Source organism: Actinomadura sp. HBU206391, from assembly GCF_014323665.1.
In the GTDB taxonomy this organism is placed as follows: domain Bacteria; phylum Actinomycetota; class Actinomycetes; order Streptosporangiales; family Streptosporangiaceae; genus Actinomadura_C.
Genome location: NZ_JABVEB010000296.1, coordinates 1 through 6,231, shown reverse-complemented (window position 1 = coordinate 6,231; position 6,231 = coordinate 1). Strand labels below are relative to the sequence as shown.

The window sequence follows — 6,231 nt, the reverse complement described above, 5'->3', positions numbered from 1 at the left end:
GGCGAAGACGGCGCCGCGTACGTTCGCGAGGCACTGCGGCCGCTGCTCGCCGATCCCGATGGGCGGGTGCGAGCGGCCGGCCTGCGCGTGTTCCGCGGGACCTATGACAAGATCCCGGACGACCGGCGGCCGCCGGCGCTCGGTCCGCCGGAGCGCTCGCCACGGTGTCGACGACCGATCCCGATCCGGACGTGCGGCTGCGTGCGTTCCGCCGCCTGACGGGGATGACCGAGCTCCCGGCCGATGAGCAATGGCGGGCACCGCTCGATCCGAGACCCTCGCCCGGCTGAGATCCCGCAGTCGGCCGACCGGAACCGCCCGGTGGCGGATCATCGCAAGAACGCACCGTGATGTGGTCCTGCGATGATCCGCCGCCGGGCGGCTGGGGACGCAGAAGCGGTCAGGCTCCCTGGAACTTGGTCTGCGGGACCTTCTTGCCACTGTCCTTGGCCCTGCTCGGGTCGTTGGCCTCGTAGGCCTCGACGACCTGGGCGGGGATACGACCGCGGTCGTTCACCGTGATGCCATGCTGCTTCGCCCAGGCCCGGATGTCCGCGGAGCGCTCACGGGTGTGCGTGGTGCGCGTCCCGGTGCCCCGGCCGGAGCGACCGGCCTGGCGCCCACCCGCCTTGCGGGCCTTCTCCACGTACGGCGTCAGGTTGTTGCGCAGCTTGTCCGCGTTCTTCGAGCTCAGGTCGATCTCGTAGGTGACACCGTCGATCGAGAACGTCACCGTCTCGTCGGCGGTCTTGCCGTCGATGTCGTCGAGCAACTCGACGACCGTTCGCTGTGCCATGAAAGTGTTTCCTCCCAAGCCTGGTAGCCGGTCAGTCTCCCGGCTTGGCGTCCGGATGAGCGGCTATGAACTTCTCGTAGACCTCATCGGCGATCTTGCCGCGTGCGCTGATCTCGACGCCCTCGCGGTCGGCCCACTCGCGAACATCGCTGTTGGAGTAGCCACGAAGGCGCGGACCAACGTCGGTCGAGCTCTTGCGGGCCCTGCCCGCCTGCTTGACCTCCGCTGCTTTCTCGAGATACGGCGCGAGGGCGTCGAGCACCTCTTGCAGCTTCTTAAAATTCTCATCGCCGAGGTCAATAGTGTACTTGGTCGCAGCGATCTCGAAGTCCCGTTTGGCGACGTCTTCGCCGTCATAGCCATCGAAATCATCCACCATGATAACTTTAGTCGCCACTGCGTGTTCCTTTCTCTGCGGCCCCGGCCTCAGCATAGGGTAATGCGATCAGACGTCGGGTCGAGCCGCTGGCGGGCATCGCGAGGCTCGGAGAGCTGATCGCCGCCCGTGGAGTCGTGCCGTGGCCTGACCGGGCGATCCACACCGTGTCGTGGCCGGGCTGACCCGTCCTGTCCCGTGGCCCGGCGCTCTGGGAGCCCTTCAATCGCCGGAAATACCGGCCTCGGCGCCGATCGCCGGATCGCGTCGGCAATTGGCGGGTCGTCGACCCTGTGGCGCAGCCGCACAATGACATGAGGAGGGCATGGCCGAGCTTACCGAGCCGCCCGGGGGCATGCCTTTCGGGGGTACGGCTATGGCGATCGCGGGGGTATGGAAACTGTTGCCGGGGAGGACGAGGAGGGCACTGAAGAGCAACCGATTCGGCTATCCCCGGGCCGCTCGGCCTTCGGCGGGAGTGACGTGCACCGTTTCCACCCAGCCCGGCGGGTCCGGCGGGGCGCTGCCGATGAGGGCGGCGATCAGCCGGCAGGACTGCGGCTGGTCCGGCCACGGGGTCTCACCGTCGGTGAGCACCACGACGACGCCGGGCGGTCGGGGTGCGGCCAGTGCCGCGGCGATGCCGACGCGCATGTCGGTGCCGCCGCCTCCTCCGAGGGTCACCTGCTCTGCCCGGGTCACCCGCGAAACGGCGTGCACGTCGGCGTCGCAGGCCAGCACGGTGACCCTGTTGCCCCGGATGCCCACCTCGCGCAGCACGCCGGTGACCTCGCCGAGCGCCTCAGCGAGGTCGTCGTCGGTCATCGATCCCGAGGTGTCCACGACGATCGCCACGTGCGGCAGCGGACGGCGCAGGCTCGGCAGCACGACGCCACGCATCGCCGAGGTGCGGCGGGAGGGGCGGCGGTAGGTGTAGTCCACCGCCCCGCCGGCCCAGGCCACCGCCTCGCGGACGGCGCCGGCGAGCACCCGCCGCCAGTCCACGACGGGTTCGAGCACCTGTTCCGCCCACCGTTGCCAACCCGCCGGAAGGTGCCCTCGGGCGCGCCGGTGAGCGCGCATCGCCTCCGCGGTGTGCCTGCGCAGGGCCTCGGCCTCGACCGGGCCGACGCCCGGTGCCGCTCCTTCCTCGACCTCCCATGGCGCGGGCCACCCGTGTGCGCCGGAGCCGCAGTCGACCTCCGTTAGGTCTGCCGGCAATCGGGAGAGGTAGGCCTCGAACAGCAGCCCGTTCGGCAGGCCGAACACGCCCGGTTCGATCCGGCCGGCGGGCAGGGTCAGCCGGTCGGCGACCAGATCGTCGTTGATCTCACAGTCCTGGGCGATGTTGATCCGCAGCCGGTCGCGCTGCTCGGCGGCCGGGAGCCGCCCCGCGCGTCCATGATGGTCACGCAGAAGGTGCGAGACCTCATGAATCCACACGCCCGCGAGTTCGGGAACGGTCAGCGCGGCCACGAAGTCGGGCGAGACATAGCAGCGCCAGTGCCGGTCCACGCCCATGGTCCGCAGGCCACGGCTCGGGACGATCGACAGCGCGTACACCGCCGAGGCGAAGTAGGGGCGATCGGTGGCGGCGCGGTACCGGGCGGCGAGCAGCTTGGCCCGGTCGAGTTCGATCACGCACTCACCGGCCGGGCAGCGCGCCGGACAGCTGCAGGAGATCCAGGAAGCCGTCGATGCCGCTCGGCACCGGCCAGTCCGTGTCGCGCAGCGCCGCCAGGTCGACGGCGGCACGGGCGGCGACGTCGGGTACCCCGGCGTCGACCGCCTTGGCGAGCACCACCCAGCCGGCCTCCCACCGGCGTCGGGTCAGGTCGCCCTGTACCGCGGCGACCACCGCGGTGAGGAAGGCGAGCTGGCGGTCGCCGCGCGGGGGGAGGGCGAACGCCTCGGGGTCGGCCAGCACCCGGTCGGGGTCGGGCAGATCGAGCTCCTCGAGGTAGGAGATCAGCTCGATTCCGGCGCCGTCGCCGACGGCGCCGACCACGGCGGCCGAGACGGCCTCCTGGCCCGCTCCGCTGGCGTAGCCGACGGCGAGCAGCCGCAGCGCCATCTCCCAGGTGCGGGGGGAGGGCCATCCGGCGCCTCGGGCCTCGGCGTCGTTCGGCAGGTGGTGGGTCAGGCCGGGGCGGGCGGTGAGGAACCCGGAGATCGCGCCACGGGCACGGGCCACGGAGCCGGCCGTCTTGGCCGGGTCGACGAGCGGCACCGAGACCGATGGCCATGTGCCCGCCATGCCGCGTGCGACCGTACGGGGGTCGTGGGTCCAGTGCAGGTGGACGAACCGGTTCGCCAGGGGAGGGCTCAGATGCCAGCCGTCCGCCGCGCTCGACGGCGGGTTGGCGGCGGCGACGACGCGCACCGGTTCAGGCAGCGACAGGCTGCCGACCCTGCGTTCGAGCACGACCCTCAGCAGCGCGGCCTGCACGGCGGGCGGCGCCGACGACAGCTCATCGAAGAAGACGATGCCGCGGCCGGCGTTCGCCAGCCGTACGGCCCAGTCCGGCGGTGCCATCGACACACCGGTCGTGGCGGGGTCGTCGCCGATGATCGGCAGGCCGGCGAAGTCGGACGGCTCGTGAACGCTGGCGATGACGGTTTCGAGCGGTACGTCCAGGCCGGCGGCGAGCTGCTGCAGGCCGGCCGACTTGCCGATGCCCGGCTCACCCCAGAGCAGGACGGGCAGGTTCGCCGAGACGCACAGCGTCAGCGCCTCGAGCTGCGGACTCGCGGCCGGTTCGGTCCGCCATGCCCGCACGCGGGCGTTGAGGTCGTCGGCGGCGGTGAGCGGATCGTCCGCGGCGGTGCTCACCACGGCTGGTCCCCATCCTCGTCTTCGGAGTAATCGACGAAGTCGATCTCCTCCGCCTCGAGCGTTATGCCGGCCACCCGCTCCGCAAGGAAGGCCAGCTCTCGACGGCGATGACGACGGATCAGGCCGCGCAGCGACCAGCCCATGGTGTCGACGACGTCGATTCTCGCCCCGGCGTCGAGCAGCGCCAGCACGAGCTCCTTCGAGCCCTGATCACCGACGGCCACGTGGAGCGGCGTGCGGTTGTTGTGCTCGCGGGCCTCCAGATCGAGCCCCGCGGCCAGGAGGCGGGGGAGCAGCGCCTCGTGGTCGAGCATGTGGAGGTGGTGCAGCAGCGTTCGTCGCCGGCCGTCGCGCACCTGGGGGTCCACGCCGGCGTCGAGCAGGCGCACCACCGCGGGCGTGTCCCCGTGCTGGACGTGGGCGAACAACTCCTGCCTCTGCCGGCGCAGCAGCCGGGGCAGCCGACCGGTCCCGCTCGCCCATGCCTGCTGTACGGCGAAGCAGCCGGCGATCGCTCCACCGAACGCCCGCATTGCGCGTTCGCGCTGCTGTTCCTCGTCGCTGTGCGGAAGGTGCAGTCTGCCGTCGTGCGAGCCCACCTCGTGCCATTCGCCGCGGCAGCGGACCCTGACCGGCGAGGGCGGCTCGGGGTCCGGCGGCCCGATCGGCCGGCCGGTCACCGGACGTTCCGGGAACAGCGCCGAACGGATCAGCGGGTGCAGTTCGTCCGGGCCGATCAGGTCGGCGCGCAGCAGGTCCAGGTCCGGTAGCCGACGCCAGAGCGCTTCGGGCAGCTCCTGCGTCTTCTTGAGGTCGCCGGGGTCCATGACCCGCGCCCGCAGGCCACCGCACCCGGCGTGCAGCACCACCGCCATCCGCCATTCGATGGGAATGACGAACCGCTCATCGCCCGAGGCCCCGGACAGCCGCTCGATCTCCGGCGCGAGCCGCGTCAGCGCGAGCGGCAACCGCCCGAGCAGGTCCAACGGCGGCACGGCAGTGCGGTAGTAAGGTCGGCGAACCGATTCCGTCTCGTCCATCGCGATGCCCGCGGCGGCGAGGGCGGCCGCGACCTCGCCCCGCTCATGCAGGCCGGACACCCACTCGGTGTGCATCGCGGGATCGGCCTGGCCGGGATCGGTCGCGGGCAGGTCGTCCTCGCCGAGGGGAGCGCCATCGGCGCCGAAGAAGGGCGCTCGGGCGCCACCGCCGCACCGTTCGCGCAGCTCGTCCGCTCGCCGGACGTCCCACAGGTGGCGCGCGTCGACCCAGCTGTCCTGGCGCTCGCCGAACCGGTCGCTCTCCTGGCTGGAGCGCGGCTGACCGAACAGGAGGGTGAGCCGCTGCGGCCCGTCCACCATGGTGGGCATGAGCAGGTGCAGCGACGGACCGGACATCCCTCTTGCGGGCGCCCGATCGCCCGCCCGCAAGAGGCGCCGTCGGGGCTCTTCGCCGTAGCGGGCCAGGAAGACCGTACGGTGGGTGGCGAGGGTGGTGCGGCCGTGCAGAATCCGGGGCAGATGCCACCGCAGCAGGTCCGGCGCGAGGTGGCCGAGGTCGTCCTCGACCGCGGTCGCGACGTCCTGCCCATGGTCACGGGCGATGGCGGCCAGGTCGAAGCCGACGTCGACGTTGGCCGCGGCGCACGCCGCCCGCCAGTCACCGGCCAGCCGGCGTTCGGTCGCCAGGTCGATCATCCAACGGGGCACCGCGTAGCGGCGGACCCTCCGCCAACTGGAGGCGTCGTCCGGTGAGAACGGACCCGCGGACAGGGAAGAGGCGCCGCTCACCGGTAGACGCTGCCGATCGCGTGCCGGTCCGGGTGCGGCGGGGCCGTCGCCGGGCGCAGATGCGGTACGAGGGCCCGCTTCACCCGCCGGGGGACGCCCGGGCCGAGCCCGACGTACTCCAAGCACGTGCCGTCGGCGACGGCCGCGAGCAGGGTCTTGGCTCCTCGCCCGGTGACACCGGTGTGGCGCAGCTCCAGGCGGCGCAGCCGACTCCCGGGCAGCGCGGCCGCCAGGGCCGCCGCGCCGGCGTCACCGGTGGCGTTGGCCGGCGCGCCGAGGCTCCGCTCCGACGGCGGGCGGCCGAGGTCGAGCGTCTCGATCCCGTCGAGGACGCCGGCCAGCGCCTTCGCGCCGTCCGGTCCGATCCCGTTGCCGCCGAGGCCGAGGCGCACCGGCCTGGCCGGATCGGCCGTCCCGGCGAGCACCTTCGCGC

General features: G+C 72.3%; 6 protein-coding genes and 1 pseudogene. 1 reads left to right on the top strand and 6 read right to left on the bottom strand.

Annotation, left to right across the window (positions count from 1 at the left end; all coding sequences use genetic code 11):
• Positions 1–219: hypothetical protein (locus tag HKK72_RS40315; protein ID WP_222721517.1), on the top strand; the 219-nt coding region annotated here is incomplete at its 5' end.
• A gap of 181 nt (positions 220–400) precedes the next feature.
• Here the strand turns inward: HKK72_RS40315 and HKK72_RS34605 are convergent.
• The 6 genes and pseudogenes from HKK72_RS34605 to HKK72_RS34580 all read right to left on the bottom strand — a co-directional run.
• Complete coding sequence (locus HKK72_RS34605) at positions 401–796, bottom strand: histone-like nucleoid-structuring protein Lsr2 (RefSeq protein WP_187238623.1); 396 nt, start codon at positions 794–796, stop codon at positions 401–403.
• A 31-nt stretch (positions 797–827) separates the two neighbouring features.
• Complete coding sequence (locus HKK72_RS34600; RefSeq protein ID WP_187238622.1) at positions 828–1,193, bottom strand: histone-like nucleoid-structuring protein Lsr2; 366 nt, start codon at positions 1,191–1,193, stop codon at positions 828–830.
• A 426-nt stretch (positions 1,194–1,619) separates the two neighbouring features.
• Positions 1,620–2,813 (bottom strand): DUF2201 family putative metallopeptidase, encoded by a 1,194-nt coding sequence (locus HKK72_RS34595; protein ID WP_315987594.1) that lies wholly within the window; start codon positions 2,811–2,813, stop codon positions 1,620–1,622.
• A gap of 4 nt (positions 2,814–2,817) precedes the next feature.
• Positions 2,818–4,005 (bottom strand): AAA family ATPase, encoded by a 1,188-nt coding sequence (locus HKK72_RS34590; RefSeq protein ID WP_315987593.1) that lies wholly within the window; start codon positions 4,003–4,005, stop codon positions 2,818–2,820.
• Positions 4,002–5,798, bottom strand: a complete 1,797-nt coding sequence (locus HKK72_RS42545; protein ID WP_187238620.1) for an ankyrin repeat domain-containing protein — start codon at positions 5,796–5,798, stop codon at positions 4,002–4,004. The genes HKK72_RS34590 and HKK72_RS42545 overlap by 4 nt, the downstream gene beginning before the upstream one ends.
• A pseudogene (locus tag HKK72_RS34580) lies at positions 5,795–6,231 on the bottom strand (gala protein); the annotation flags it as partial. The pseudogene HKK72_RS34580 and the gene HKK72_RS42545, both read right to left, overlap by 4 nt.

Excerpts from the sequence above, each read along its gene's own strand:
- HKK72_RS34605 (WP_187238623.1), bottom strand. The coding sequence starts at position 796 with ATGGCACAGCGAACGGTCGTCGAGTTGCTCGACGACATCGACGGCAAG.